Here is a 25,730-nt window from a genome sequence, read left to right as displayed (position 1 = left end):
AGGCCGGTATCGAGGCGTTCATCGCGCCGTCCACGGTGGCGGGGCTGCGCTGGCCAGCCAGTGCGCAAAGTCGTCAGCCGGCAATGCCTTGCTGAAAAAGTAGCCCTGACCTTCTTCGCAGTCGTGGGCCTTGAGGAACGCCAGTTGCTCGGCGGTTTCGATGCCTTCGGCGATGACGTTGAGCCCCAGACTCCTGCCCAGGCTGATGATGGCGCTGACCAGTGCGGCATCATTGCTGTCATTGCACAGGCCGCGAATGAACGACTGGTCGATCTTCAGCACATCAATCGGAAACCGGCGCAGGTAACTCAGGCTGGAATAGCCGGTGCCGAAGTCATCGATGGCCAGGCGGGTGCCCAGCGCCTTCAAACGATTGAGCGCTACCATCGTTGTTTCGACGTTCTGCATCAGCACACCTTCGGTGATCTCGATCTCCAGCCAGTCAGGGGCCAGGCCTGTCTGCTCAAGCACGCGTTCGACGCCCGCAACGAAGTCACGCTGGCGAAAATCGATGGGTGACATGTTCACCGACATGCGGATCGGCGGCAGACCGGCTGTTTGCCAGGCACGGGTCTGGCGACAGGCTTCGCCCAGTACCCATTTGCTCAAGGGCACGATCAGTCCACTGTCTTCGGCCACCGGAATGAACTCCGCCGGGTAGATCCAGCCGTGTCCCGGTTTCTGCCAGCGTATCAGCGCTTCGGCGCCGACCACGGTGCCGCTGCGCAGGTCGATTTTCGGCTGATAGTGCAGGACAAACTCGTGCTCGTGCAGAGCGCGGCGAATGCCCGACTCGATGCTGTGCTGCTCGCGGGCGTGCTGGTTCATGGCTTCGATGAAGAAGCCAACGCTGTCAGGGCCGTGTTCCTTGACGTTGCGCATCGCCGTCTCGGCTTTCTTGATCAGCTCGGTGGCTTCGAGGCCGTCATCGGGGTAGACGCTGATGCCGACGCTGGCGGTGACGCTGACGTCATGCCCGGCTATCGTCTGCGGCAGGCGAATGGCGGCCAGCAGTTTTTCCGCGACGCCGTGGGTTTGCTGGGGATGGTTGATGTCGCCGAGGATCACCACGAACTCGTCCGAGCCATAGCGAAACACCGAGTCGGAATCACGCACGCATGACAGCAGTTGGCGGGCGGTGCGTTTGAGCATTTCATCGCCCGCCGGATGGCCCAGCGCATTGTTGATGCGCTTGAAGCGATCCAGACCGAGAAACATCACCACCAGTTGCTTGTCATGGCGCCGGCAGGCAGCCATGGCCTGGCTCAGGCGATCACCCAGCAGGGTGCTGTTGGGCAGCTCCGTGAGGCTGTCGTATTGCAACAGATGCGAGACCTTGAGCAATTCGTGAACCCGCGCCTCGATGGTCTGCTCAAGGCTGAGCATCTTCAGCGCCGCGTCCTGCGCCAGTTGCCATTTCCAGGTCAGGGCGTTGGCCATCTGACGGATTTCCAGACTGTCGAACGGCTTTTTCAGGATCAGCAACTGGTCGCCGAATTCCAGCCGTTCGGCCATCGCTTCCCAGCTGTAGTCGCTGTACGCAGTGCACAGGGCAACCTGCAGATTTGGATCGACACGCCATAGCTGCTCGATGGTTTCCAGGCCATCCCAGCCCGGTGGCATGCGCATGTCGATGAACGCCAGAGCATACGGGTTACCGCTGGCCAGCGCGTGTTTGACCAGGGCCAGGGCTTCCTGGCCCTGATAGGCGGAGTCGAGCTGGAAGGTCAGGTGCGGCGATTGGCGGGTACCGAACAGCGTCTGTTCCAACTGATGCAAGTCGACGTCGTCCTGCGCCTGCGGGGCCAGAATCTTGCGAAAGTCTTCATGAATCGCTGGCGTGTCATCGATGATCAGGATGCGCCGGTTGGTCTGGGGGAAGGCCGTTTTCATGCCTCATCCTCCTTGGGGGAGGGCGCCGCGCGGGGCACGTCCCGGAGCAGCCGGCCCGCCTGTTCGGCGCTGACCGCTTCGCTGAAATACAGCCCCTGTGCGCTGGGCAGCGGTGCTTCGGCACGGGGTACATCGGGTCGATTCAGGGGTGTCTGGCCTTCGGCGATGATGCCGATGTCCAGATCCCGGGCGAAATTGACGATCGCTCGCAGGGCGTTGGCTCCGGCCACATCCTGGGACGCGCTGGCGATAAAGCTCTGGGCCAGTTTGAGGTGATTGACCCGGTAGGTTTTCAGGTAATCGAACGAGGAATATTCGGTGCCGAAATCATCGATGGCAATCGCCACGCCCAGCTCACGCAGGCGCGGCAATGCATCATTGTGGGTCCACTTGGTCTGGGCCAGCGTGGCTTCGGTGACATCGAATCGCAGGTCCCAGGGGGCGAGTTCCCAGCGTGCGGTGGTGCGCAGAACGTCGTAGATCAGTTCGGGGCCACTTTTGAGCTGTGCCAGGGAAATCTTGATCGCCATCACCGGCGGGGCGACCCCGTCATTTCGCCACAGGTGCATCTGGTGGCAGGCGTGATTCAGTACCCAGCGTCCGAGCGGAATGATCGCGCCGGTTTTCTCCGCTATCGGTACGAAAGCGGAGGCCGGCAGCAGGCCGAGGCGCGGATGTTGCCAGAGGATTTGCGCCTCCATGCCCAGAATCCTGCCGCTGTGCAGGTCAATCTCCGGTGCGTAATGCAGCAACAGTTGATTGCCCTGAAGGGCGCTGGTCAATTCGTCGACGAGGGTCATGCGTTCGGCCACTTCCCGCGAGATGTCCTCGGAGTGGAAGTGATACTGGTTGCGCCCCATTTCCTTGGCGCGGTACAGCGCCATGTCGGCCTGGCCCAGCAGGCTGTCGGCGTCGAGACTGAGCTCGCTGTAACTGCTGATGCCGATGCTCACCGAAATGTGCAACGCATTGCCGGCCAGGTTGTAGGGCGCCAGCAGCGTGTCGCGGATATTGGCCGCCATGGCGGCTGATTGGGTCGGATCGCTGACGTCCAGTTGCAGGATCGCGAATTCATCGCCGCCCAGGCGCGCCACCACGTCGCTTTCGCGCACGCCTGATTTGATGCGGCGGGCGACTTCCTGCAGCAGCAGATCGCCCACCGGGTGGCCCAAGGTGTCGTTGATCCGTTTGAAGTGGTCAAGATCCAGATAAAACACCGCAAACGGCGCGGCCCCCCGACGAGCGGCGGCGAAGGCCTGATGCAGGCGTTCGATCAGCGTGGCGCGATTGGCCAGGCCTGTCAGGCCGTCGGAGCGCGCCAGCAACGCCAGTTTTTCCTCGGCCACGCGGCGCTCGGTGATGTCGAGGATGATGCCTTCCACTTCCAGCAGACGGCCGTCATCATCGCGCACCGGGATATAGCGGTTTTCCACCCAGCGCCAAGTGCCCTGGCCGGTTCTCAGGCGAAATTCGATCGACGCGCCCGACGCATGCCGATCCAGCACCCGCGCCATGGCGGCATCGACGCTGGCCTGATCGTCCGGGTGAATCAGTTCCTGCGCCCAGTTGGGCGAGCGCAGCAGGTCGGCGGCGACATGGCCGTAACGGGTGATGTTGTGGGAGATGTACATCAGGGCAAACGACGGATCGCCGCGCAGCCGGTACAGGATGGTCGGGCTGTTCTGCACAATCATGTTGGCGTCGGACAGCTCGCGGGTGCGCTCCTGAACCGCCTGTTCCAGCTGGTTCATTTTCAGCTCGGCGTCTTCGGTCATCTGCCATTTGACCGTGAGCGCGCTGGCCATCTGCCGGATCTCGATCGCGTCGAACGGCTTTTTCAGAATCAGCAAGCGGTCATTCAGTGCCAGACGCTGGTCGATGTCTTCCCAGGAATAGTCGGAATACGCCGTGCACAGCGCGACTTGCAGCTTGGGGTCGACTTGCCACAACCGTTCGATGGTCTCCAGGCCATCCCAGCCTGGCGGCATGCGCATGTCGATGAACGCCATGGCGTAGGGGCGGTTTTCAGCCAGCGCGGCTTCGAGTTTTTCCAGCGCTTCGCGGCCCTGAAAGGCCGAGTCCAGCTCGAAATGCTGGGACGGTGTCGCGGACGGGGTGCCAAACAACAGATTCTCGGTTTCGCCCAGGCCGTCATCAGCGGGGACGAGCGGGCAGAGAATCTTGGCGAAATCGCCATGGATCGACGGGCTGTCGTCGACGATGAGCACTCGGCGATTGATCTGCGCTGTTGGCTGGTTCATGCCGCGCCGCCCATGAGGCCGCTGGCGGGTGTCATCCGGGGCATCCTTTTCCCTCGCAACTTGTCGGTTCGACCGATGGAGTATTGCGCCGTGTTCAGCATAGTCGTCCCGGCGCGACGCCGTGGCCTGTGAGCGAAGATTTGCGTGAATGCAGTCAAAAATCATCTAGCCTTGGACTCAGGCGCGGGCCAGTGAGGCGGTCGGTCGATGTGTCTTTAACCCTGTTTCTTGAGGCCAAGCCATGGAAGAGCAATCCGCCCCTTTGCCGATACATCGACCCAAGGTGTTGCTGGTCGATGACGAGGAATCGATCCTCAACAGCCTGCGTCGTCTGCTGCGGGGACAACCCTATGACGTCCTGTTGGCGACCAGCGGTGCCCAGGCGCTGGAGATGCTGGAGCAGCAGCCCGTGGACCTGGTGATGAGCGATGCGCGCATGCCGAACATGGATGGCGCCTCGTTACTGGCGCATGTCCGCCAACGCTATCCGGCGACCGTGCGCATCATGCTCACCGGTTATGCCGACCCGTCGGCAATCATCAAGGCGATCAACGACGGGCAGATTCACCGCTACATCAGCAAACCGTGGAATGACGAGGAGTTGCTGCTGATCCTGCGCCAAGCCCTCGAACATCAGCATTCCGAGCAGGAGCGCCTACGTCTGGAGCGCTTGACCCAGGTGCAGAACGACCAGCTCAAGCTGCTCAACAGCACCCTGGAAAAGCACGTCGCGGCGCGCACTGCCGAACTGCAGCAGACCGCCGACATGCTTGACCTGGCCTACGAAGAACTCAAACACAGCTATGTCACCGGCACCGAAGTGTTCTCGCTGCTGGCCAATCTGCGTCTGCCACCTGCGAAGCAGACCAATCGGCAGATCATCGAACTGGTGCGCAGCTACTGCAAACAGCACGGTCTGGACGAGGCCTCAAGCCGCGATCTGACCATGGCCGCCGCGCTGTATAACATCGGCAAACTGAGCTGGACCGACGGCATGATGACCACGCCTTCGGACTTGCTGCGCCATACCGATCGCGAGCGTTATCGCAGCTATCCGAAGCAGAGCGAATCGCTGTTGATGACGCTTGACCCGATGAAGGACGCGGCGCGCCTGATCCTGCATCACCAGGAGCGCTGGGACGGCAGCGGTTTTCCTGACCGGCTCAAGGGCGAGGCGATTCCGTTGGGGGCGCGGTTGCTGAAACTGGCAGTGGATTTCGTCGAGTTGCAACGCGGCCTGATCCTCGAACGGCATTTGAACAGCGACGAAGCCCTGCTCTACCTGCGCCAGTACGCAGGGCGTTTGTATGATCCCGAGCTGGTCGAAGATTTCATTCAGGTGTGCGCGGCATTTCTGGGCGACGTCACCCTCGCCGACCCGTCGGTCAAGGTGCTGACCACCCGGGACCTGGCGGCGGGGATGATTCTGGCGCGTAATCTCAATGCCGATAACGGCATGCTGCTGCTCAACGCCGGCAAGGTGCTCAGCGCGCTGCTGGTGGAAAAGCTGATTGCCTTCGAAGCCATGGAGGGCGGCAAATACAAGATTTTCGTCAAGCTGCCCGACGAGGATGAAACCGCGCTCAAGGCTCAGGGGGAGTGACCTGTGAGGTGACTGAATCAGGCCGGGCATGGGATCCTTGCGGTTTTTCCAGGCCGGTGGCTGACCCATGACCTCTGCATCCGTTGTCGCTCCAAACCTCATCCGTATCGCCGCTGCGCTGTTGCTCAACGCCGAAGGCCAGACTCTGCTGGTGCGCAAGCGCGGCACCACGGCGTTCATGCAACCGGGCGGCAAGATCGAAGCGCATGAGTTGCCGGTGCACGCACTGGCCCGCGAGCTGGAAGAAGAGCTGGGCCTGGAAATCGACCCGGCTCAGGCCTGCTTCCTTGGCCAGTTCTCGGCGCCGGCCGCCAACGAGCCGGGATTCGTCGTGCAAGCGGAGATTTTTCAGCTGACCATCGACGCCGATGTGACGCCCGCTGCCGAAATCGAGGAAGTGATCTGGATCGATCCGGCCACTGACGCGGGTCTGGTTCTGGCGCCATTGACACGCGACCTGATCCTGCCGTTTTATCGCAGCTCACTGACGGCGCTCGCCTGATCATTCACGCAAAGGACATTGCCATGATCCCGCTTCAAGACCTGCTGATCTTCGCCGCCGCCGCGCTGTTGATGGTACTGACGCCGGGGCCGAACATGATCTACCTGATCTCGCGTTCGATCTGTCAGGGACGCAAGGCCGGAGTCACCTCGTTGCTCGGTGTGGTCGCGGGATTTTTCGTGCATATGTTTGCCGCGGCCGCCGGTTTGACCGCGGTGTTTCTGGCGGTGCCGCTGGCTTATGAAGTGCTGAAGTGGGCCGGTGCGCTGTATCTGCTGTGGCTGGCCTGGCAAGCGGTCAAACCCGGTGCGCGCTCGCCGTTCGAAGCCCAGCAACTGCCGGCGGATTCGTCGCGCAAACTGATCACCATGGGCTTTCTTACCAGCGCCCTGAACCCGAAAATCGCCGTGTTCTACCTCTCGGTGTTTCCGCAATTCATCAGCCCCGAACACGGTTCTGTGTTCACCCAGAGCATCATTCTTGGCCTGACCCAGATCAGCGTCAGTTTCAGCGTCAATCTGCTGATCGCGCTGTTCGCGGCGGGCATTGCGTCGTGGTTCGTGCGCAATCCGACATGGCTGGCGCTGCAGCGTTACTTCATGGGATTTGTACTCGCCGGTCTGGCGGTGCGTCTGATGCTTGAACAACGCAGGACGGCCTGAACATGTGGATCGAACGCCTCGACGCCAGTCATGCCCTGGCTTATCGCGAGCTGATGCTCGAAGCCTACGACCGCCATCCGCAGGCCTTCACCTCCAGCGTGCGCGAGCGCGCGGTGATGCCGCTGAGCTGGTGGGAAGCGCGGCTGACCAGCAAGCTCGACGTGGTGCTCGGTGCGTTCGAGGAAGGCACACTGGCCGGCATCGTCGGCCTGGCATTCGAGCCGCGAGAAAAGGCCCGCCATAAGTCGACCCTGTTCGGCATGTACGTCTCAGCCGATTTTCGCCAGCACGGCCTGGGCCATGCATTGGTGCAGGCCGCCATCGCCGAAGCACACACCCATCCTGCACTGAAACTCATCCAACTGACCGTCACCGCCGGCAACGACGCCGCGTTCTCCCTGTACCAACGCTGCGGCTTCATCCAGTTCGGCCTTGAGCCGCTGGCGGTGCGGGTCGGCGAAGACTACTTCGACAAGATCCACATGTGGCGACAACTCTGATCGTCCCCCTAAGTGAGAGGTTTTTGTGGCGAGGGGATTTATCCCCGATGGGCGGCGAAGCAGCCCCAAATCCTACAAACGCGGGCTATCTGAAACACCGAGTGCACAGGTCTCAGGGCTGCTGCGCAGCCCATCGGGGATAAATCCCCTCACCACAATGAATCTTTTTGTCTCTCAAATGTTCTCGGTTTACCGTCAGTCATGAGGCACCTTGGTGTCAGCGAACCGCGCTGACCCCATCCAGTGTCGAGAACGATGTGTCCTTGGCGGTCAGCAGGAAATCGCGCATGTACGGCGCATCGAGCATGTCCGCACGAATCGCCGCGTACAGCGTGGCAAACAGACCTTTCTCACCCAGGCGCTTGGCCTTTACGTAGCCGCGTGAGCTGTATTCGTGCAGCGCCCAGTGCGGCATGCCGCAGACGCCACGGCCGCTGGCGACCAGTTGCATCATCATCACCGACAGCTCCGAGGTGCGCACTTGCGCCGGTTCGATGTCGGCCGGTTCGAGGAAGCGGGTGAAGATGTCCAGCCGATCGCGCTCCACCGGATAGGTGATCAGCGTTTCAGTCAGCAGGTCTTCGGGAACGATGTACGGTTTGCTCGCCAGCGGGTGCTGGTTGGCCACCGCGAGCATCGCTTCGTAAGTGAACAGCGGCACGTAAGTGATGCCGGCGATGTCCAGCGGATCGGAGGTCACCACCAGATCCAGATCGCCGCGGGCCAGCGCCGGCAGCGGGGCGAAGGCGAAGCCCGAGGCGAGGTCGAGTTCGACTTCCGGCCAGGCGTCGCGGAATTGGTCGATGGTCGGCATCAGCCACTGGAAACAGCTGTGGCATTCGATCGCCATGTGCAAACGCCCGGCGGTACCCCCGGCCAGACGACTGATGTCGCGTTCGGCAGCGCGCAGCAGCGGCAGAGTCGCGTCAGCCAGTTGCAGCAGGCGCAGGCCGGCGCTGGTGAAACGCACCGGTTTGGTCTTGCGCACGAACAACGGCATGCCCAGGCGTTCCTCCAGTTCCTTGAACTGGTGCGACAGCGCCGATTGGGTCAGGTGCAGACGGTCGGCGGCATCGACCAGGCTGTCAGCCTCGCGCAGGGCGTGCAGGGTTTTCAGATGACGGATTTCAAGCACTGCTGGCCCCATGAAGAAAATTTGTGATCATGACGAAAGCGGTGAGTTTGTCTCATGTTGACGGCGCTGTCGACCGCTCAAGCAGCGGGGCACAGTCAGTGCCCCGCTGTTTTTTGCCTTAGAGATCTGCGAAATGCCGAATGCCCAGCGGTTTGCCGATATCGCCACGCCAGATCGCTTCGACCTGCGCACCGCCGGCGGCCTGGGCCTGCTGCCATTGCATGCCGAGATTGCGTTGTTCCGGCAATTTCAGGTGGGCTTTGACGAAGTCGGCGAACGGCACCTTGTCCGAGGTGTAGTGAAAGTGGGCGAACCACAGCGTGCGCGGTGGGGTGCTGGTGAGGTCGCGCACTTGGTATTCCTGAAGGAAATCCTTGCGTCCGTCAGCGCGCTTGCCCAGTGCCCGTAATGAACCTTCGCGGCGGATATCCACCACTTGCTGTTGCAGCAAATAGTCCAGATAGCCTTCGGTGGGTGTCTTGCTGCGCAGTGACTGATCAATGCGCAGGGTACGACCGGTACGTCGCAGCTCACCGGCCTTGGCGCGCAATTGCACCACCAGTGGTTCGGTCGGCGATAACCGTTCGATGGCCTGGGCGCGGATGCTCAGCTCGGTCGCTTCGCTGCTGAACATGTGTTCCAGATCCACCGGCAACATGTCCTGACGGGTGTAGCCCTGCACCTTGGCGCTGTAGGCCGCAACCGCCTCCAGACGTTTTCGCGCTTCCGCGAGCAATGGTTGAACATCGGTCGGCAGCGGTGTTGCGGCAGGTGCGGGGCGGGCTTGCAGATGATATTTGCCGCTGGAGCGCGGCAGCCAGGTTTCGCGGAAACCGTCGATGCCTTCGACGGTAAAGCGTTTTTCCCGGGTGCCGGGGTCAATGCTTTCGGTACCGATCAGCAACTGGTTGTCCTCGGTTTCGAACAGTTGCCTGCCGCCCGGCTCTCGCGGTTTGATCGGCGGGCGCTGTTTGATCGAGTGCCGCGCGTGTGCTTCGACCTTGGTCAGGCCATCGAGGAATGGCTCGACCTGTTCCAGATCCAGATGCTGCGCATAACCCAGCGTCCAGGCGTTGAGCTGACGACGGAAACCGGCATAGATCTGCAGGCAATCCTCGATCACCTGTTTGCGCTCGACCAGGCTGGCGCTGACTTCTGGCAGGTGATGCTGGGTCAGCAGTGCGCGCCCGACCTTGACCCGGGCGTCTTTGAGCTGGGTATGAAAATACACCCAGGACAGGTCGCTGACCGCATCGTAGCGAGTAATGATTTCCAGCAGATGTGCAGTTCTCAGGTAGTGGTGCGTGTTGTCGCCCAGGTTGCGGTTGAGCGCGGTCATGTCTTTCGCCATCTGGGTTTTCTGCGCGCGATTGCTGATGCGGTTGTTCCACAGGTTGGCCTGCTCGGTGATTGCGTGCAGTTGATCGAACTCCTTGAGGAAATCCTTGCGTACCTGCTTGCGCCGGGCCATGAGTTTTATATGGGCCGCTGTATTGCCGAAAGGGGTGGCATCGGATTCGGCGACCAGTGCGTCGATCCGGTTCAGGTGTTCCAGCAAGCGGTCGCGGGCAACAGTGACGCGCTGCACGGCGCGGTCGGCCACGATCCAGGCACAGCGGCTGCGGATGTCTTCGATCTGCAGACGCTTGCGGCCATGGCTCAAGGGCAACAGTTCGGCAAGGTTGTCGTATTGGGCGATCGCGAGGTCGATGTCATTCAGGCATGCTGCGTCGACTGCTGTGTGTAGTGGCTTGCGCTGGGCAACGTCGAGTTTCTGGTAGTTCTCCAGCAACTGGTTGGAAGCGCGTGTCTGGGTATCAAGGCGCCGGGTATAGGCGTCGGCGGTGTTGGTCAGGGTCAATTGCCTGCGCAGTTGCCGATCGGTCCACCAGCGCGGTAACCACTGGCGAATTGGCGCGGGCCAGAGCGGGTCCATGCCGTCGGCCAGATGTCCAAGCACGGCGCCGCCGCCAGCACCGCCGCCGTCCATAACGGTGCCGTACACCGCGTAATGGGTGTTCCACTGGCCGTATTCGTCGAGGGCGATCGGTTGTTTGTAGCTGCGCAGCCGTGAGCCGTAAAGCCTCCAGCCACGTGGCGCGTCGCTGAGCTGAACCCGATAGATGCGGCCCTGACGAATGATGAAGTCACCATCGGCGTGGCGGTAGACGTTGCGATAGACACCGTGGGTGGCCGGGTGCAGGCCGGCGAGGGAGATGTCGAATTCGTACTCGTATCCCGTGAAGCGCTCGAGCGACTGCCTGGCATATTGCCAGGATGTTGGTATCGCGGCGGATCTGCCCAATGCCGCGCGTTGCCGCTGGCGGCTGGCCAGACGAGCGGCTGCGGGTGCCGAAACTGTTCCGGGAAGCACATCCATTGCCGCGTCGATCAGCGACAGCAGCACCGCTTCCACCTCCGCCAGACCATGTCCGAGCTCGCCGCGCAAGAACGCCGCGACGGCCAGATTGGCACTGTTCCAGGCGTCATACAGGGCCACGGCCGCGCCCACGAACGGCAGCATGCCGATGGCCATTTTCAGATAGTTGAACAACGCCCCGGACTTCAGTGCACAGCGTTCGAGATACAACGCATCGTTGGAACGTGAACTGCTGCGATGGGCCTCCAGCAACCGGCCCATGTGCACGTTCAGTAAATGAATGGCCAGTGATGTGGTCGCCGGCCAGGCCATCCCGACGCCGATCAGCGCATCGAAATTGCGCAGCTGTGCCTGGTTGATCCGGCTGACATGGCTGGCAAACTCGCCGCTTACCGCGCGTCCCGCCAAGTAGCTGACCATTTTGCTGTCCACACAACGCTTGAACAGATCCACCCGCGCCTGCTCCAGCGTTTCGTATTGACGGAGGAAGATCGCGTCGGGGCTGTCGGGCAAGTAGAGCAGGGTCAGGCCACTGGTTTGCTCGACAATGAACGTGACACCCGCGAGCGTGCTCGGTCCTTGATGCGCGGTGTCCTCTCCACCGACGGTCAGGTGCACCGGCAGCAGCGCGATGCGTTGTCCATTCACGGCATACGCCTGAGGTGTAGTCGCCTCGATGGCGACTTTCAGCACGGCATGGCCGGCATTGTCGATGTGCCGTTGCAGCAGCGCGAACTCACCTTGCAACCTGAGCATCAGCCGCCACGGTTCGCTCAGGCATTCACGGCGCCAGGCCTGCTGAAACGCCGGTTCTCCCGGCGCGCCGAAAAATGCCTGGCGAATCAGTTCTTCGTAACGTCCGGGCAGATCCAGCTCTGTTACCAGATTGCGCAAATAGGCCGGGGTGATCCCGGCTTCGAGGCGCTGTCGATCAGTGGGGTTCTCGGCGCGGATCCTGGCCCGCATGAAGGACAGGCGCCACTGCACCTCCTGATCGATGTTTTCCTGTGCCAGTTGTTCAAGGGTGAGGTCGCCGCGCTTGTCGCTCGCGGTCAGGACAATGCGTTGCGGTGTGCCAGGCGCGGCGCCTTCCATCACGGTTTTTTGCCAGAAGGTCGAATCGGGCAGGTCGAGGCTCACGCTCGCGCTTTGTTTGAGCGCAAAGTCTGCGCGCAAGCGGGCGTCGATGCGTTGTTCGGCGAAGGCCTGACGCGGCGGTAATTCCCGTTCGAGCAACGCATGAGCGCGTTGCATGGCGCCGAGGTACTGGCTGATCAGCGTTTTGATCCGTGCTCGTGGCGCGTCGTCCAGCTTTTCAAACCATGCCGGCAGGTGGCCGGCCAGCGCCGCGCTGCGGTCTTGCGCCTGACGTTCGGTAAATGCCCGTTCACGGGCTTGCGCGACCGCTACGGTCAGGCGTGGCAGATATTGTTCGCGCAGCTTTTCCATCTCGGCCCGGCGCTCGTCGGCACGGCCGGGCAGCGGGTTGTCACGCAGGATCTGCGCGGCCTGCTGTTCGCATTGATAGAGCTGTCGATCAAGGGACCAGGCCAGAGGGTCCCCCGTGAGCGGCGTCAGGTGCAGGGTCAGCCCGCCGTCGTTCGGCGAATGTTTGAACAGGTCCTGTGCCAGCGCTGTACGTGAAGTAAAACGTTGCAGCCCGCCGAACTCGCCCGGCCAGTAAAGCAGCAGGCTGTCGCTCGAGTCAGGCTCCAGTGCGGCGGTCGTCGCTATGATCAGTACGCCATGCAGCTCCTCGACGGCGGTCATGTTCTGATCTGCCGCCGCCATCGATAGGCGGGCGATAACCCCGTCCGCTGTCGGCAGATGGCGCGCCGGTGCGTCCAGCATCGCGATGATTCGCCGATGCTCCTCGACGGTCAGATGATCCAGCGCCCTTTGCAGTTCGACCTCGGCGCGCAGCCCTGCGATACGGGCCTGAAGCAGGGCGTGGTGATGGACATTCGTGGCATGACGCAGCTCGAGCATTTTCAGCGGATCGCGACTCTCAAGCAGTGCTGAAGCGGCAGCGTGGCTGGCTTGCCGGGCTTCACTCAGTGCGTCGAAATGCTGCGCCAGTTGTTGGCGTTGCGGGTTGTTCAGCTCTGCTGCAGCGGCTTCGCCGAGCAAGCGCTCGAGGGCCCGCTGCTCAACATCAAGCGCCCGACTGCGCTGGTTGAAGGGAATGTCCGGACTCAGCAGACCGAACAGCGCGACGTCATCGGAGGCAGGCAACGCGTCGATCGCAAGTTCGGACGGTGCGCCGATCAGCTCGTGGAAGTCAGTCGTCGACGCTGAACCCGTGAACAGCATTTGCAGGTTGAGGCGCAGCGGATCCTGACCGAGCACCGGCTCGACCAGTGTCACCGCCTCCAGCCGTGAGTATTGCCCGCTCTGCCGGCAATGACTGATCAGCCAGTCCTGCAGATCGGCGTGTTGCCGGAACAGCTGCAGTGCCGGGTCGTGCGAGGGCAGATACAGTAAATGTCGCGTCGGGTCGAGACGAATCAGCAGCGCACCGGGCAACGTGACCTGGCTGTCATCGCGGCGTGCGAGTCGTGGCTGGCGGATGGCAACGTCGCTGTGTGTGGTCTGCTGGTCAACGCTTGTCAGCAGCCTCTGCAGGGGCGCGGCCTGCAGCGTTTCTTGTGCATGGGCATTCAGGCAGCTCGCCTCGAAGTGCTGGCGATAGATAAGCAGCGCCTGATCCCGACGCGAAAACGGCGTGCCGGTTGCGCGCTGATCCCAATCGTCGCGCGCGGCTTGCGCCATCAATGCCCGCCACTGCCGATGACAATCGCGCAAACACGCGCTGGACTGCTGGTGGAGGTTCTGATCGAGATTTTTCGGCAACGAATGGGGCAGGCCGAAATCGACCGTGGCGGGGGTGGGGAGGTCGAACATGATGAAAGGATTCCAATGGCTTGAAAGACCGGGCTGAGCCGGATTTCAAGCCATTAGAGGTCAGACGTCGGAGGCGGGTGTGGTACTGGGGTATCGCTTTGCGCTGGTCTGTTTTGCAGAGTGTGTCCGCCTGCTCAACGGCCTGCACAAATGACCGCTCGGCAATCTTCATCAAACTGTCACGCAACTGTGGCAGCGCGCTTGAACAAACTTCATCAGACTCGCGCTCTACTGGGGTTCTGCGTTTCGGTGTTTTTCATGAGCAAGGGATTTTTTTCGCTCGCGGCCGTTTTGGTCGCGTTTTTATTCGGTACGTCAGCGTTCGCGGCGGCGCGTTGCGATGTGAATGTGCCGACCGCGCATGTCGATCTGCAACAAGTGAGCATTGCCTACCAGAGCATCGGCCGTGCCTCGGATCCGGCGCTGTTGCTGGTCATGGGCCTGGGTGGTCAGTTGATCCACTGGCCGGACGAAGTGGTGGTTGCGCTGTGTCAGCAAGGCTTTCGGGTGATCCGGTACGACAACCGCGATGTCGGCCTGTCGACCTGGCGTCAGGCCCCGGCCGACGCCAACCTGACCTTTGAAGTGCTGCGCTACAAACTCGGCTTGCCGGTGTCGGCGCCCTATTCGCTGACGGACATGGCCGACGATGCGCTGGGCTTGATGGACGCGCTGCACATCGACCAGTTTCACGTATTGGGCGCGAGCATGGGCGGGATGATCGCCCAGCATCTGGCGGCGATGGCACCGCAGCGGGTAGAGAGTCTGACGCTGATCATGACCAGTTCCGGCGCCGAAGGTTTGCCGGCGCCCAGTGCGGCGCTGGTGCAACTGCTGGCGCGGCGTGGCGCACCGAATCGCGAAGTGGCGCTGGAGCAGCAGGCCGATCTGCTGGCGGCGCTCGGCAGCCCGTCAGTCACTGATGATCGGCAGGCGTTGCTGCATCAGGCGGCGATTGCTTACGACCGGGCGTTCAACCCTGAAGGTGTGAAGCGCCAGATCATGGCGATCCTTGCCGAGCCGAGCCGGGTGGCCTTGCTCAATCAACTGCGGGTGCCGACGCTGGTGGTGCACGGCACGGCCGATCCGCTGTTGCCGGTGATGCACGGGGTGCATCTGGCGGCGCACATTCGCGGTAGTCAGTTGAAGCTGATTCCTGGGCTGGCTCATCGTTTTCAGGAGGCGTTCAAGGCGCCCTTGCTGGCGGCGGTGTTGCCGTATTTGCAGGCGCACCGTGAAGACACCTCGCACTGGGCGCAGATCGAGCCGGTGGCGAGCGGCAACCTGCTGTAGCTGAGGTTTTGGCGGTGTTGACTCGGGCCTCTTCGCGAGCAAGCCCGCTCCCACAAGGGGAACCGTATTCCGAATGTGGGAGCGGGCTTGCTCGCGAAGGGGCCATCACTGTCATCGCAAGAGCAGGCAGGTGTATCGTGCAAACTTTCCCGCACGATTTCCGCCCGCGAGGTGTGTGATGAGTTCCGCTTTGAAAATCGATTTTGTCAGCGACGTTTCCTGCCCGTGGTGTGTCGTCGGCCTGAATGGCCTGCTGCAGGCGCTGGAGATTCTGCGCGATGAAGTGCAGGCCGAGATTCATTTCCAGCCGTTCGAACTGAACCCGAAGATGGGCCCGGACGGGCAGAACATCACCGAACACATCAGCGAAAAATACGGCTCGACTCCGGAGCAGTCACAGAAGAACCGCGAGGCGATTCGTGCCCGTGGCGCCGAGGTCGGATTTGCCTTTCGCACCGATGGCAACAGCCGCATCTACAACACCTTTGATGCTCATCGTCTGTTGCATTGGGCCGGGCTTGAGGGGGGGCAGTTGCCGTTGAAGCAGGCGCTGTTCAAAGCCTATTTCACCGATGGCGGTAATCCGTCCGATCACGCGCAACTGGCGCAGATTGCTGAAAGCGTGGGCCTGGATCGGCAGCGTGCCGAGGCGATTCTGGCTTCTGACGAGTTTGCCGATGACGTGCGTGCAGAAGAGCAGCTGTGGCTGCAACGCGGCGTAAGTTCGGTACCGACCGTGGTGTTCAACGGTCAGTACGCGGTCACGGGCGGGCAACCGGTGGACACCTTTGTCGGGGCGATTCGGCAGATCATCAGTGAAGCCCGCGGCGGCACCGTCAACTGACCTTGCGGGGTCAGCGCACGATCTTGTCGACGTGAATCCCGAGCTTCTTCAGGCGATACCAGAAGCTGCGCTCGGAGATCCCGATCAACTGCGCGGCGGCAGCCTGCACGCCATTGCTCTGTTGCAGGGCCGCCAGAATGTAGGCCTTCTCGACTTCGGCCAGCGCCGCATCCAGATCCGCCGGGACACCGTTGATTTCGCTCAGCGGGCCGCTGCTGTCCGAGGCCTGTGCGGCGAACAGGTAAGCCGGCAGATCGTGCTCCTCGATGATGTTGGCGGAGGCGACGATGGTCGCGCGCTCCACGCAGTTCTGCAGTTCGCGGATGTTGCCCGGCCATGAATAGCGGGTCATGGCCTGCAAGGCCTGCGCGCTGAAGCCGCTGATGCGTTTGCCGGCAGCGGCGCCCAGCGTGTGGGCGAAGTGGCGGGCCAGCGGCGCGATGTCCTCGACCCGTTCGCGCAATGCCGGCAGCGGAATGGGAAAGACATTGAGGCGGTAGTAGAGATCCTCGCGAAACTCCTTATTCGCCACCGCTTGCAGCAGGTCTTTGTTGGTGGCGGCGATCACCCGCACATCGACCTTGCGCTCCTTGGTATCGCCCACCGGCTCGATCACTCGCTCCTGCAGGGCACGGAGGATCTTGGCCTGCAGTGCCAGCGGCATTTCGCCGATTTCATCGAGAAACAACGTGCCCTTGTCGGCCTGCTGAAAGCGCCCGATGCGATCGGCCACGGCGCCGGTGAACGCGCCTTTGCGGTGACCGAACATTTCGCTTTCCAGCAGCCCTTCAGGGATGGCCGCGCAGTTCACCGCCACGAACGGTTTGTCGGCGCGATTGCCATGCTTGTGGATGGCCCGGGCGACCATTTCCTTGCCGGTGCCGCTTTCGCCGCTGAGCAGCACGGTGGCGGCGCTTTCGCGTACCGAGTCCACCGCTTGCAGCACGCTGCGAAAACTCGGGCTGTCACCGATCAGGCTGTCGATCTGCTGATGCTCGTCGAGCTCGGCGCGCATGCGCTGGTTGTCTTTGAGGATGTCGCGAAACTGCAGGGCCTTGCTGACGGTGATGTCCAGCTCGTCGATGTCGAACGGCTTGGCGATGTAGTCGAACGCGCCGTTGCGCATCGATTCCACGGCGTTTTTCACCGTGCTGTAGGCGGTCATGACGATCACCGGCAACTGCGGATAGCGGGTCTTCACCTCAGCCAGCAACTGCGGGCCGTCCATGCCGGGCATGCGCCAGTCGCTGATCAGCAGATCGATGTCTTCGCTTTCCAGCACTTTGAGTGCGTGCAGGCCATTGCCGGCGGTGAACACGCTGATGCCGTTCTGCCCGAGGGCCGAGGCCAGCAGGTCGCAGAGTTTCGGTTCGTCGTCCACTACCAGAATGTTATGCGTCATCGTCGCTCTCGTCGAAGTCTTCGCCATTGGCCGGAATGTACAGGCTGAAGGTGGCGCCGGCATCTTTTTCGCTGACGCATTCTACGCGCCCGTTATGACTTTCCATGACCGAAAACACCTTGGCCAGACCCAAACCGGTGCCCGAAGCCTTGGTGGTGACGAACGGGGTGAAGATGCGTTCGAGCATGTCGGCTTCGATCCCCTGACCAGTGTCCGCGACGCCGATGATGGTGAATTTTCCAGCGTTGGCGATGCTCAGGGTCAGGCGACCGCCGTCGGGCATTGCGTCGATGGCGTTGACGATCAGGTTCAGGCCCACCTGTTTGAGTTGCTTGGCATCGGCGTAGATCGTTGCCCCCGGCGCGTGATCGGCGATGTGCAGATCGATGTTGTGGCTGGCCAGTTCCGGCTCGCAGAATCCGGCCAGTTCGTCGACCAGGGTGCGTGCTGATTGCGTAGCGCGGATCGGCGCGCTGGGTTTGGCGAAGTCGAGAAATTCGGTGATCAGGTCGTTGATCCGGCTGACTTCCTTGACCACGTATTCCAGGTGACGCTTGTCGGTTTCCGGCAGATCGGCACGGCGATGCAGCAGTTGCGTGGCGGTTTTGATGATGCCCAGCGGATTGCGAATTTCATGGGCCAGACCCATGGCGACTTCGCCCAGCGCGTGCAGGCGATCACGGCGGCGCAGTTGCGACTCCAGATGCTGCAACTCTTCCAGACGTTCGCTCATGTGGTTGAACGTGCTGCTCAGTTCTGCCAGTTCGTCGCCGCCATTCACGCTCAGGCGCTGATGATAATCGCCGGCGATCACCGCCTGTACGCCACGGGCCAGACCGCGCAATGGTTTGGTCAAGCGTTGCGAGACCAGCCAGCCAACCGCCAGCGACGCTGCCGAGCTGAGCAGGAAAATCAGAATGAACAGGTTGCTCTGATTGACCAGGCCGACCAGGCTGGTGTGGCGCAGCAGACCGCTGAAGATGACGCCTTGCAGTTGGCCGTTTTCATTGAAGATCGGCCGGTAGATGCCGCTGTAGTTATTGGTGAATTGTTCGTAGGGGCCTTTGGTCTCGCGCAGGATCTGCTCGATGTCTTCCGGCACTTGCAGGGGATGATCCTGGAAACGCTGGGTGGAGAAAATCTCCGAGAAATCATCGCCCTTGGCCAGGTACAGGCGCAGGTCCAGCGAATGCACATCGGCAACGCTGGTCAGGAAGCTGTTGTCCAGATAAGTGCCGACGATCATTTTGTAGTCGACGCCGTCCTGAGCGGTTTCGAACGTCGAAATCACCGTGCCGGTGGCCACACCGCCTACCTGCAGGGTTTGCAGTACCGCTTTCGGGGCGGTGCTGATCTGGCTGACGATGTCGTCGGCGGCGGTGCTGTACACCACTTTGTGATCGCTGTTGCGTACCAGGGCCACGACGTCGATGCCCATGGAGTCGGCGACGTCGGCGGTCAGCTTGTTGTGCTTGGCCGATTGACGATCGGTGGGAGGGCGCGTGTAACGCAGAAACAGCTGAGCGGCGCGGGCGTTGTCGCGCAGGATTTCGCTGATTTCGTCCTCGACGATCTTCGAGGATTCCTGCAGCCAGATGCGCACGTTGCTGTCGAAGATCTGCGACAGCGTGGTGGCCGCCAGTTCCGCAGCGATCATGGTTGGAATCACGCTGACCAGCCAGAAGGCCAGCACCAGTTTGCGTTGCAGGCTCCAGCCGGAGAGGGCGAAAGGGCGGGGCGTGGCGCGTCGGTCATTGATCATTGGATTTCGCTTATTGCAGCGGCCAGGGCCGGATCGCTGCGATCCGGGCGGACGAATATTTTCACCAGACGCAACAGTTGGTCGAGCAGTGGATTGCGATGGCGGAAGAACACGGTGTTACCGACAAACGAGCAACCCAGACGCAGCTTACTGGCATAGCCGGCCTGCCCGCACACATAGATCGCCAGTTTGTGTTCAATACAGTAGTCGACATTTTCCAGCCAGCTACGGGTGTAAAGGTTGTACTGGCGGGTGCGGGCCAGATCATGGGCGAAAAACTTGTCGACCATCCGTTGCCCGTCGAGCAACAGCAGGTTGAACGCCACCAGTTCATCCTCGACCCAATAGAGCACACAGGCTGCGCGGTCATCGAGGTGATTGAGCACTTCGCGAAAATACGCCGCAGGCAGGCATTCGAAGGCCAGATCACTGCGGGCCAGAGTGGCTTCGTAGAGTTCCATCATGCGCGGCAGCAGGTCGTGCACCGAGCGCCGCCATTCCGTGCGCGGGCCCTGATTGCGCAGGGTGCGACGCAGGTCCTTGCGCGTGGATTTGCCGAGGCTGCCCAGATACGCATCCACCGAGGCGAAGTTGATCGGCAATTCGGCGCCGGGCAGACCGGGCATGCTTTGCAGGCCGGCCTGGCGGCAGACGTCGAGCCATTGTCGATCGCGATGCGAGGCGTCCTTGACCGCGAGCAGGCCGATCCCGGCCTGCTCGGCATCTTGCCGGGCCAGCTCGAGCAATTGCCTGAGCAGTGCCGGGCGCTGTGTCGAGGCAATGTGCGAAGCGCTGCCGACATGGCATTGCTCCGCCACCGGCGAGCCGAGGGCGTACAGGCGGATATCGAACAGTCCGGGCAGACGCCGGCGCAGCCATTGGCTGACCCGTTTGCCCGCACCTTGCAGGGTGGTGTCCAGCGAATAGGAGGTGGTGAACGCCACGGTGGCCGCGATCAGGCGACCATCCTCGTGCAGCGTCAGATAGCGCCAGTGAAAGCCGTCGATGCCGGCCCGTTCCACGGCGCGGTAGTAATCCCAGTCCTCCAGCTCATCGACGAAGCAGTCATTCCAGGCGCAGCGGTCGATTGCTTCGATCGTTGAAAAGGCTTGAGCGGTGATCACGTCGGTTCCTTGTGTCGGCGAGTCGGACTGCAACTGCTCAAGCCAGTTGCCGGGTTTCCAGTGATGGCGTATCGGCTATGGCGACCGGTTGCGTGACGCCGCGCTCGATGAAATCGGCGCTCAACTCCACGACCCGGCGGTACTGCAAATCCACGGTGATCATGTGATAGCAGTCGTCGAGCAGCACCTTGGTCACCGGCCCGCCGAGTGTGCGTTCGACGTAATCGGCATTCCAGCGGCTGGTGATGTCGTCCTCGATGGAGTGCAGCACCAGCGCCGGCGTGGTGATCGACGGCATGCGTTTTTTCACCACGGCGTTAAGCCGGTGCAGTTCGCGCACGGTGACGCCTTCCATGGTCAGCAACCCGGCCTGGCTGCTCTGACCTTCTTTCATCTGGCGTTCGACGATGGCGCGCAGGCGCTCGTTCTTGATCCCGTAGGGCGGCTTTTCTTCGAAACTGCACAGGTGCACGCCGAACGGGATTTTCATCAGCAACGGGGTGAGGAACGCGAGTTTGTTGATGCTCCAGCCGTCGTAGCGCAGGGTGGTCGAATACAGCAGCAAACCTTCGATCTGTCCCGGGTGTTCGGCGGCCAGGTACATCGACAGCACGGCGCCCATGGACAGGCCGCCGACATACACTTTGCGGTGTTTGCGGCGTACGCCGACGAAGGTGTTGCGTGCGCTTTCGTACCAGTCGCGCCAGCCGGTGGCTTGCAGGTCGGCATTGCCGCCGCAGTGCCCGGCCAGGGTCGGCACATAGACCGTGTGCCCGGCTTTCGCCAGGCCCACGGCCACCCGACGCAGCTCCGTCGGGGTGCCGGTGAGGCCGTGGATCAACAGCACCGCGACCTCCCCGTCGCCGAGAACGAAACCGGCGTTGCCTTCGCCCATGTCGATCTCAGCGTCGATCATCGTTTCATCGCCCGATGCAGGAGGCGGTCGAGCAGGGCCAGGCCCAGATCGATTTCCGGATAGCTGATTTCCAGCGACGGTGCCAGGGTGATGACGTTCTTGTAGTAGCCGCCCACGTCGAGGATCAGGCCGAGACGACGACCGTCGATTTCGATGTCGCCCTTCATGCCTTCTTCAACCATGAAGTCGAGGGTGGCCTTGTCCGGGGTGAAACCGTCTGCGGTGCAGATCTCGCAGCGCAGCGCCAGACCGAGGCCGTCGACATCGCCGATGATCGGGTAGCGTTTTTGCAGATCCTGCAGGCCTTCAAGGAAGTATTTGCCCTTGGCCATGACCATTGCGCCGTAATCAACTTCGCTGGTCATCTTGAACATTTCCAGACCCACCGCAGTGCCCAGCGGGTTGGAGGCGAAGGTCGAGTGGGTCGAGCCTGGCGGGAAGACTTTCGGGTTGATCAGCTCTTCACGGGCCCAGATGCCGCCCAGCGGGTTGAGGCCGTTGGTCAGCGCCTTGCCGAAGACGATCACGTCGGGTTTGACGTCGAAGTGTTCAATCGACCACAGCTTGCCGGTGCGGTAGAAACCCATCTGGATTTCGTCGACCACCATCAGGATGCCGTGCTGATCCAGCACGTGCTTGAGTTCGCTGTAGAAGTTCATCGGCGGGATCACGTAGCCGCCGGTGCCCTGGATCGGCTCGACGTAGAACGCGGCGTATTCGCTCTGCCCGACTTTCGGGTCCCAGACGCCGTTGTATTCGGTCTCGAACAACCGCGCGAATTGCTGCACGCAGTGGCTGCCGTACTCTTCCTTGGTCATGCCTTTCGGGCCACGGAAGTGATACGGGAACGGGATGAATTGCGCGCGCTCACCGAAGTGACCGTAGCGGCGGCGATAGCGGTAGCTGGAGGTGATCGACGAAGCACCAAGGGTGCGCCCGTGGTAGCCGCCCTCGAAGGCGAACATCAGGCTCTTGCCGTTGCTGGCGTTGCGCACGACTTTCAACGAGTCTTCGATCGACTGCGAACCGCCGACGTTGAAGTGCACTCGGCCGTCGAGACCGAATTTTTTCTTGGCGTCGACCGCGATCATCTCCGACAGCTCGATCTTGCCCTTGTGCAGGTACTGGCTGGCGATTTGCGGCAGGGTGTCGATCTGTTGTTTCAGCGCATTGTTCAGACGCGGGTTGGCGTAACCGAAGTTGACCGCCGAGTACCACATTTGCAGGTCGAGGTAGGCCTGATCTTCGGTGTCCCAGACGTAGGAGCCTTCGCAGCGGCTGAAGATGCGCGGCGGTTCGATGTAGTGAACGGTGTCGCCGTAGGAGCAGTATCTGGCTTCTTTTTCCAGAAGGACCTGGTCTTCGGCTGTCGCGATGCGGATATCAGACATGGTGCAGGGTTTCCTGTGCTTCAGAAGTGGATTCGGTGCTGAACGTGACGGCGTTGGCGGCCGGGGCCAGCGGCAGGCGGGCCAGCAGTTGTGGCAGTTCGGCGAAGCTGTCGAAGCGCGCGTAGGCGATGCCGTTGCGCTCGCAGTGCTCGGCCAGGCGATCCTTGGCGAAGACGAAATCGGCGGTGGACGCCACGCACATGTCGGACTGGCCGTCACCGATCACCAGCACGCGTTTGCTGCCGGGGGTGGATTTGCATTTGCAGTTGCCGGAGGCCGCGCGGCAGGCGTCACTGGCGTAAGGGAAATCGATGCGCCACTTGTCGTGGTCGATCTGGCGCAGGCGGTTGGCGAGGATCGGCAGCAGCGTCACGTAGTTGCGCGCCAGAATCCGCGCGATGCCTTGTTCGATGCCGTCGCTGACCACTTCCAGCGAAGCGCCGAGGCCGATCACGTGGTCGACGAAATCGGGGAAGTCCGGGTCGATGTCGATGCTGTCGAAGAATTCCAGCAGTTGTGCCGGCGTGGCCTTGATCAGCGCCAGTTGACGGCTGAGGCATTCCCGGGAACCGATCTTGCCCTCCAGCCATTCATTTTCGATGGCTTCCCAGCTCGGGTCGGCGAAGCGTTCAAGGATGCTGTCGATTACGTCGGTACGGGTGATCGTCCCGTCGAAATCACACACGATATGCCAGTCAATCATCTGCAGTACCTGTTGGGTCGAGGCAGTTGTCAGGGTGCGCGGTCTGCGCCTGGCAAGGGTGGGAGCAGGGACTGTGCCAATTGGCCAAAGCCCCGTGCTGGCGGGGGCGCTGCGCGGTTTTCGAAAAGTGGAGCTACAATTTTTGTAGCTTGCTACAAACAACATGAGTGCTTGCGCCAAGGGCGGTATCCGGGGATTGATGCGCGCAAGTTCAGAAAAGGAATGACCTCATGCAGAGGAAGACACTGGCGTTATTGGCCGCACTGGCCTGCTTTTCCGGGCCCGCCCTGGCGGATGGCATTACAGGTGAAGCAGGAATCGGGGTGGGGTACCAACCGCATGATCCGAGCGGCAGCCGCTACGAAACCCGACCGATCCCGTATCTGGATCTGGACTGGGGCGATGTCAGCCTCGGTACCGACGATGGCCTGACCTGGAGCGCCTTGAAAAGCAACGGTTTCAGCGCCGGGCCATACGTCAATTACCTCTCCGGGCGCACCGCCAACGGCGAGTTGCGCGGCCTGCGTGATGTGCCCGACATGGCCGAGGCTGGCGGCTTCGTGCAATACGCTCCGGCCGATTTCTGGCGCGTATTCGCCTTCGTTGGCCAGGCCGTCGGCGGTGGCAGCGGGCAGGGCGGCGTGTTTGGCAAAGTGGGCGGTGAAATTGGCTATCCACTGGGCGGCGGGGTGATCGGCAGCAGCAACCTGACCGCGCATTTTGCCGATGCGCAGGGCACCCAGACCTTCTTCGGTGTCAGTGATCGCGAGGCGCAGGCCTCGGGCATCCGCGCGTACAACGCCGGCGGCGGTTTGCAGAACGTGGCGCTGACCCAGAGCTTCGAGTTCCCTCTGGCGCCACACTGGTCGCTGGTCACCAGCGCGAGCTGGATTCACCTGACTCGCTCGGCGGCGGACAGCAGCATCGTCAAAGCGGTGGGTGATACCAATCAGGGCGAAGTGCAGGCGGCCATCGCCTACAAGTTCGACTGATTTCAGCCACGGGCGAATTGGTCTGCGGTTTGCAGACAGCCATGTCGAATCCATTCCTTCAGGATGTTCTTCATGGCTCGCCCTGCTTATCGTCTGCTGGCTCATTCGTTGTGGGATCTGATCCCCATCGCTCTGGGCCTGGCCCATTTCGCTTTCGTCCTGTGGCTGGTTGCGGCCTTCCACGACCTGTCCTGGTGGGCTTATGTGCCGCTGGCGCTGGGCTATGCGATCAGCCTGTCGTGGAGCATCAACAGCATTTCCCACAACCAGATTCACAACGCCTACTTCACCCCGGCGTGGCTGAACCGGGCGTTCGATCTGCTGTTATCGGTGACCATCGGTTTTTCGCAAACCCTCTATCGCGATATCCACAACCACCATCACCGCGGCAACTCGGATCTGCCGGGGCCGGACGGCAAGACCATTGATCCGCTGTCGATCTATCTGCGCGGCAAGAACGGTCAGCCGGAGAATCCCTGGGCCTACACCTTCCTGAGTTTTTTTCGCGACGATCCCAAGCCGATCTACAACGAAATGCGCCGCAAACGCCCGAAGGATGCGCGCTGGGTTCAGGTCGAGATCTATGTGACGGTGGCGTTTTATCTGCTGCTGGCGGTGTATGACTGGCAGGCGGTGCTGGTGTTGTTGCCGTTCTGGTATCTGGGCCAGGCGCTGTCATCGCTCAACGGTTACTACGAGCATTTTGGCGGCAACCCGGATTTACCGATTGCCTGGGGCGTGAGTGCCTACAGCCCGCTGTACAACCTGTTGTGGATGAACAACGGCTATCACGCCGAGCACCACTACCGGCCGAAAATGCACTGGACTCAGGTCAAGGCCTATCACCGGCAGATCGCCCGGCAACAGCAGGAAGCGGGGGTGAAGGATATTCCGCTGGCGCACGGTTTGGGCTTCCTGCTGAACCACCAAAAGCCTGACGCCTGACTGCTTTGTGTAGGAGCTGCCGAAGGCTGCGATCTTTTGATCTTGAAAAGCAAAGATCGTCCGATCGCGGCCCGAGCCTGCGGCAGCTCCTACACGGAGCATTTCAGTGCTCTTCGCCCTCGGCGAGCAGGGCTATCCCGCCCATGATCACCGCCACGCCGATCCAGTGCAGCAGGCTGATCTGCTCACCCAGCCCCAGCCACGACCCCAGCAGCACCCCGACAAACACCAGCGAACTCAGGGGAAACGCCAGTGACAGGCTGCTGCGTCGCAGAATCAGCATCCAGACAAAAAACGCGCCGATGTAGCAGGCAACCGCCACCCATACCCCGGGCGTCATGACGATGCCTTGCAGCCATTGCAGGCTGAAGTCCATCTGGCCCAACTGATCGCCACCGACCTTGCTCGCGATCTGTCCGCCACTTTCCAGAATGATCAACAGCGCCCAGAGCACAATGGTGCCCACGCGCCCGTGTAGCCAATGCATTGCGTCGTTCCTTTGCAGTTCCAGGCGAGCT

Annotated in this window: 19 protein-coding genes; 8 read left to right on the top strand and 11 right to left on the bottom strand. The window is 61.7% G+C overall.

All coding sequences use genetic code 11. The features are described from left to right. Positions 1–18: 18 nt before the first annotated feature. Both ACOYXI_RS13575 and ACOYXI_RS13570 read right to left on the bottom strand, forming a co-directional pair. Complete coding sequence (locus ACOYXI_RS13575) at positions 19–1,893, bottom strand: putative bifunctional diguanylate cyclase/phosphodiesterase (protein WP_139054259.1); 1,875 nt, start codon at positions 1,891–1,893, stop codon at positions 19–21. Then, entirely contained in the window at positions 1,890–4,154 is a 2,265-nt protein-coding gene (locus tag ACOYXI_RS13570; RefSeq protein ID WP_098965413.1) for a GGDEF/EAL domain-containing response regulator, read from the bottom strand. The genes ACOYXI_RS13575 and ACOYXI_RS13570 overlap by 4 nt, the downstream gene beginning before the upstream one ends. Positions 4,155–4,395: 241 nt before the next feature. Between ACOYXI_RS13570 and ACOYXI_RS13565 the strand changes: the two genes are divergently transcribed. The 4 genes from ACOYXI_RS13565 to ACOYXI_RS13550 all read left to right on the top strand — a co-directional run bounded on the left by ACOYXI_RS13565 (position 4,396) and on the right by ACOYXI_RS13550 (position 7,421). After that, a complete protein-coding gene (locus ACOYXI_RS13565; protein WP_134787247.1) occupies positions 4,396–5,757 on the top strand; it encodes a response regulator c-di-GMP phosphodiesterase, NosR family in 1,362 nt (453 codons plus the stop codon). A 67-nt stretch (positions 5,758–5,824) separates the two neighbouring features. Next, a complete protein-coding gene (locus ACOYXI_RS13560; protein ID WP_134787246.1) occupies positions 5,825–6,259 on the top strand; it encodes an NUDIX hydrolase in 435 nt (144 codons plus the stop codon). Positions 6,260–6,282: 23 nt separating this feature from the next. Beyond that, positions 6,283–6,921, top strand: coding sequence for a LysE family translocator (locus tag ACOYXI_RS13555; protein ID WP_134787245.1), 639 nt, complete (start codon positions 6,283–6,285; stop codon positions 6,919–6,921). A 2-nt stretch (positions 6,922–6,923) separates the two neighbouring features. Next, positions 6,924–7,421 carry a GNAT family N-acetyltransferase gene (locus ACOYXI_RS13550; RefSeq protein ID WP_096795595.1) on the top strand — a complete coding sequence of 166 codons (498 nt, stop codon included), beginning with the start codon at positions 6,924–6,926 and terminating at the stop codon, positions 7,419–7,421. Between the two features lie 217 nt (positions 7,422–7,638). Here ACOYXI_RS13550 and metR read toward each other — a convergent pair whose 3' ends face one another. Beyond that, the gene (gene metR, locus ACOYXI_RS13545; RefSeq protein ID WP_007968856.1) at positions 7,639–8,556 is read right to left on the bottom strand and encodes a transcriptional regulator MetR; all 918 of its coding nucleotides are present in this window, start codon (positions 8,554–8,556) and stop codon (positions 7,639–7,641) included. 118 nt (positions 8,557–8,674) lie between these two features. Then, positions 8,675–13,840, bottom strand: coding sequence for a dermonecrotic toxin domain-containing protein (locus ACOYXI_RS13540; protein WP_461674951.1), 5,166 nt, complete (start codon positions 13,838–13,840; stop codon positions 8,675–8,677). A 258-nt stretch (positions 13,841–14,098) separates the two neighbouring features. On the opposite strand from ACOYXI_RS13540, the gene ACOYXI_RS13535 reads away from it, so the two are divergent. After that, positions 14,099–15,133 (top strand): alpha/beta fold hydrolase, encoded by a 1,035-nt coding sequence (locus ACOYXI_RS13535; protein ID WP_461674950.1) that lies wholly within the window; start codon positions 14,099–14,101, stop codon positions 15,131–15,133. Positions 15,134–15,311: 178 nt separating this feature from the next. Then, positions 15,312–15,977: a DsbA family oxidoreductase gene (locus tag ACOYXI_RS13530; RefSeq protein ID WP_134787243.1), complete on the top strand. Its 666-nt coding sequence runs from the start codon at positions 15,312–15,314 to the stop codon at positions 15,975–15,977. A gap of 10 nt (positions 15,978–15,987) precedes the next feature. Here ACOYXI_RS13530 and ACOYXI_RS13525 read toward each other — a convergent pair whose 3' ends face one another. Genes ACOYXI_RS13525 through ACOYXI_RS13500 form a run of 6 tightly spaced genes read right to left on the bottom strand, consistent with a single transcriptional unit; the run spans position 15,988 to position 23,275 of the window. Continuing rightward, positions 15,988–17,379, bottom strand: coding sequence for a sigma-54-dependent transcriptional regulator (locus ACOYXI_RS13525; RefSeq protein ID WP_098965400.1), 1,392 nt, complete (start codon positions 17,377–17,379; stop codon positions 15,988–15,990). Continuing rightward, positions 17,369–19,141, bottom strand: coding sequence for a sensor histidine kinase (locus ACOYXI_RS13520; protein WP_134787242.1), 1,773 nt, complete (start codon positions 19,139–19,141; stop codon positions 17,369–17,371). The genes ACOYXI_RS13525 and ACOYXI_RS13520 overlap by 11 nt, the downstream gene beginning before the upstream one ends. Next, on the bottom strand, positions 19,138–20,265 hold the full coding sequence (locus ACOYXI_RS13515; protein WP_461674949.1) for a GNAT family N-acetyltransferase: 1,128 nt from the start codon (positions 20,263–20,265) through the stop codon (positions 19,138–19,140). Before ACOYXI_RS13515 ends, ACOYXI_RS13520 begins: the two co-directional genes overlap by 4 nt. 37 nt (positions 20,266–20,302) lie before the next feature. After that, the gene (locus ACOYXI_RS13510; protein ID WP_134787240.1) at positions 20,303–21,181 is read right to left on the bottom strand and encodes an alpha/beta hydrolase; all 879 of its coding nucleotides are present in this window, start codon (positions 21,179–21,181) and stop codon (positions 20,303–20,305) included. Then, entirely contained in the window at positions 21,178–22,572 is a 1,395-nt protein-coding gene (locus ACOYXI_RS13505; protein WP_098965393.1) for an aspartate aminotransferase family protein, read from the bottom strand. Before ACOYXI_RS13505 ends, ACOYXI_RS13510 begins: the two co-directional genes overlap by 4 nt. Then, on the bottom strand, positions 22,565–23,275 hold the full coding sequence (locus ACOYXI_RS13500; RefSeq protein WP_098965392.1) for an HAD-IB family phosphatase: 711 nt from the start codon (positions 23,273–23,275) through the stop codon (positions 22,565–22,567). Before ACOYXI_RS13500 ends, ACOYXI_RS13505 begins: the two co-directional genes overlap by 8 nt. A 230-nt stretch (positions 23,276–23,505) precedes the next feature. Between ACOYXI_RS13500 and ACOYXI_RS13495 the strand changes: the two genes are divergently transcribed. Beyond that, complete coding sequence (locus ACOYXI_RS13495; protein ID WP_134787239.1) at positions 23,506–24,267, top strand: MipA/OmpV family protein; 762 nt, start codon at positions 23,506–23,508, stop codon at positions 24,265–24,267. Positions 24,268–24,339: 72 nt separating this feature from the next. Next, positions 24,340–25,212: a fatty acid desaturase family protein gene (locus ACOYXI_RS13490; protein WP_461674948.1), complete on the top strand. Its 873-nt coding sequence runs from the start codon at positions 24,340–24,342 to the stop codon at positions 25,210–25,212. A gap of 103 nt (positions 25,213–25,315) precedes the next feature. Here ACOYXI_RS13490 and ACOYXI_RS13485 read toward each other — a convergent pair whose 3' ends face one another. Continuing rightward, positions 25,316–25,699: a DMT family transporter gene (locus ACOYXI_RS13485; protein WP_098965387.1), complete on the bottom strand. Its 384-nt coding sequence runs from the start codon at positions 25,697–25,699 to the stop codon at positions 25,316–25,318. Positions 25,700–25,730: the final 31 nt, after the last annotated feature.

This window comes from Pseudomonas sp. G3-19 (genome assembly GCF_054855875.1).
This window is presented reverse-complemented; position numbering and strand designations above follow the sequence as displayed.

Bases quoted from the DNA above. Each gene is read 5' to 3' on its own strand.
- ACOYXI_RS13525 (WP_098965400.1), bottom strand. From the start codon at position 17,379: ATGACGCATAACATTCTGGTAGTGGACGACGAACCGAAACTCTGCGAC.
- ACOYXI_RS13560 (WP_134787246.1), top strand. From the start codon at position 5,825: ATGACCTCTGCATCCGTTGTCGCTCCAAACCTCATCCGTATCGCCGCT.
- ACOYXI_RS13520 (WP_134787242.1), bottom strand. From the start codon at position 19,141: ATGATCAATGACCGACGCGCCACGCCCCGCCCTTTCGCCCTCTCCGGC.
- ACOYXI_RS13550 (WP_096795595.1), top strand. From the start codon at position 6,924: ATGTGGATCGAACGCCTCGACGCCAGTCATGCCCTGGCTTATCGCGAG.
- ACOYXI_RS13570 (WP_098965413.1), bottom strand. From the start codon at position 4,154: ATGAACCAGCCAACAGCGCAGATCAATCGCCGAGTGCTCATCGTCGAC.
- ACOYXI_RS13485 (WP_098965387.1), bottom strand. From the start codon at position 25,699: ATGCATTGGCTACACGGGCGCGTGGGCACCATTGTGCTCTGGGCGCTG.
- ACOYXI_RS13530 (WP_134787243.1), top strand. From the start codon at position 15,312: ATGAGTTCCGCTTTGAAAATCGATTTTGTCAGCGACGTTTCCTGCCCG.
- ACOYXI_RS13535 (WP_461674950.1), top strand. From the start codon at position 14,099: ATGAGCAAGGGATTTTTTTCGCTCGCGGCCGTTTTGGTCGCGTTTTTA.
- ACOYXI_RS13490 (WP_461674948.1), top strand. From the start codon at position 24,340: ATGGCTCGCCCTGCTTATCGTCTGCTGGCTCATTCGTTGTGGGATCTG.
- ACOYXI_RS13510 (WP_134787240.1), bottom strand. From the start codon at position 21,181: ATGATCGACGCTGAGATCGACATGGGCGAAGGCAACGCCGGTTTCGTT.
- ACOYXI_RS13565 (WP_134787247.1), top strand. From the start codon at position 4,396: ATGGAAGAGCAATCCGCCCCTTTGCCGATACATCGACCCAAGGTGTTG.
- ACOYXI_RS13575 (WP_139054259.1), bottom strand. From the start codon at position 1,893: ATGAAAACGGCCTTCCCCCAGACCAACCGGCGCATCCTGATCATCGAT.
- ACOYXI_RS13495 (WP_134787239.1), top strand. From the start codon at position 23,506: ATGCAGAGGAAGACACTGGCGTTATTGGCCGCACTGGCCTGCTTTTCC.
- ACOYXI_RS13500 (WP_098965392.1), bottom strand. From the start codon at position 23,275: ATGATTGACTGGCATATCGTGTGTGATTTCGACGGGACGATCACCCGT.
- ACOYXI_RS13505 (WP_098965393.1), bottom strand. From the start codon at position 22,572: ATGTCTGATATCCGCATCGCGACAGCCGAAGACCAGGTCCTTCTGGAA.
- ACOYXI_RS13540 (WP_461674951.1), bottom strand. From the start codon at position 13,840: ATGTTCGACCTCCCCACCCCCGCCACGGTCGATTTCGGCCTGCCCCAT.
- ACOYXI_RS13555 (WP_134787245.1), top strand. From the start codon at position 6,283: ATGATCCCGCTTCAAGACCTGCTGATCTTCGCCGCCGCCGCGCTGTTG.